Below are 2,012 nucleotides of genomic sequence, written 5' to 3'. Positions count from 1 at the left end.
GAAATCTTATCTCGAGGGAGGCTTCCCGCTTAGATGCTTTCAGCGGTTATCCCGTCCGTACATAGCTACCCTGCTGCGCCGTTGGCACGACGACAGGTACACCAGAGGTACGTTCAACCCGGTCCTCTCGTACTAGGGTCAACTCCTCTCAAATTTCGACGCCCACGGCAGATAGGGACCAAACTGTCTCGCGACGTTCTGAACCCAGCTCACGTACCACTTTAATTGGCGAACAGCCAAACCCTTGGGACCTGCTCCAGCCCCAGGATGTGATGAGCCGACATCGAGGTGCCAAACAACCCCGTCGATATGAGCTCTTGGGGGTTATCAGCCTGTTATCCCCGGCGTACCTTTTATCCGTTGAGCGATGGCCCTTCCACGAGGGACCACCGGATCACTATGACCGACTTTCGTCTCTGCTCGACTTGTCAGTCTCGCAGTCAGGCGGGCTTATGCCATTGCACTCTAACAGACGGTTTCCAACCGTCCTGAGCCCACCATCGCGCGCCTCCGTTACTCTTTAGGAGGCGACCGCCCCAGTCAAACTACCCGCCACAGAGGGTCCCTGTTCCGGCTTACGGAACGAGGTTAGACATCAGAAAACAACAGGGTGGTATTTCACCTATGGCTCCACGTCAGCTGGCGCCGACGCTTCAAAGCCTCCCACCTATGCTACACAGTTCTTTCCTAATGCCACTCTGAAGCTGCAGTAAAGGTGCACGGGGTCTTTCCGTCTAACCGCGGGTACTCCGCATCTTCACGGAGAATTCAATTTCGCTGAGCATGTCCTGGAGACAGTGGGGAAGTCGTTACGCCATTCGTGCAGGTCGGAACTTACCCGACAAGGAATTTCGCTACCTTAGGACCGTTATAGTTACGGCCGCCGTTTACCTGGGCTTCATTTCAGAGCTTGCACCCCTCCACTTAACCTTCAGGCACCGGGCAGGCGTCAGGCCCTATACGTCGTCTTGAAGCCGACTTAGCAGAGCCCTGTGTTTTTGCTAAACAGTCGCTACCCCCTGGCCTGTGCCCCCCAACAGAGCTTGCGCCTAGTTGGGGCCTCCTTCTTCCGAAGGTACGGAGGCAATTTGCCGAGTTCCTTCAGGACACTTCTCTCAAGCGCCTTGGTATACTCTACCTGACCACCTGTGTCGGTTTCGGGTACGGTCTATACGGTGGGGCTATTTCCTGGAACAGTTTCGAAGCACGTCCAATCCGATAAGGACGTACAACACACACCATCCGTCACACACCACCAGGCCCACGAATATTAACGTGGTTCCCATCGACTACCCCCTTCGGGCTCGTCTTAGGGGCCGGCTCACCCTGCGCGGATTAGCCTTGCGCAGGAACCCTTGGTCTTTCGGCGAGAGGGCATCTCACCCTCTTTATCGCTACTCATGTCTGCATTCGCACTTCCGATACCTCCACGACCCATTACCAGATCGCTTCAACGGCTTACGGAACGCTCCGCTACCGCGTGGATAAATCCACACCCTAAGCTTCGGTGCATCACTTTAGCCCCGTTACATCTTCGCCGCAGAAACCCTTGTTTAGACCAGTGAGCTGTTACGCTTTCTTTAAAGGATGGCTGCTTCTAAGCCAACCTCCTGGTTGTTTTGGGATTTCCACATGCTTTCCCACTTAGTGATGACTTGGGGACCTTAGCTGTAGGTCAGGGCTGTTTCCCTTTTGACGACGGACCTTAGCACCCGCCGTCTGTCTCCCGGATATCACTCCTAGGTATTCGGAGTTTGGTTAGAGTTGGTAGATCTCGCGACCCCCGCATCCATCCAGTGCTCTACCCCCTAGGGTGTCCATCCGAGGCACTACCTCAATAGTTTTCGCGGAGAACCAGCTATTTCCCGGCTTGATTGGCCTTTCACCCCTAAACACAACTCATCCGGTAACTTTTCAACGTTAATCGGTTCGGACCTCCAGTGCGTGTTACCGCACCTTCATCCTGGTCATGCCTAGATCGCCGGGTTTCGGGTCTAATACTTCAAACTATG

General features: G+C 54.7%; 1 rRNA gene. It reads right to left on the bottom strand.

What is annotated here, in order from left to right:
* Positions 1 to 2,012 (bottom strand): 23S ribosomal RNA (locus tag M9979_RS17170); the annotation flags it as partial.

Source organism: Sphingomonas liriopis (assembly GCF_024211255.1).
GTDB classification, from domain to species: Bacteria; Pseudomonadota; Alphaproteobacteria; order Sphingomonadales; family Sphingomonadaceae; genus Sphingomonas; species Sphingomonas liriopis.
This window is presented reverse-complemented; position numbering and strand designations above follow the sequence as displayed.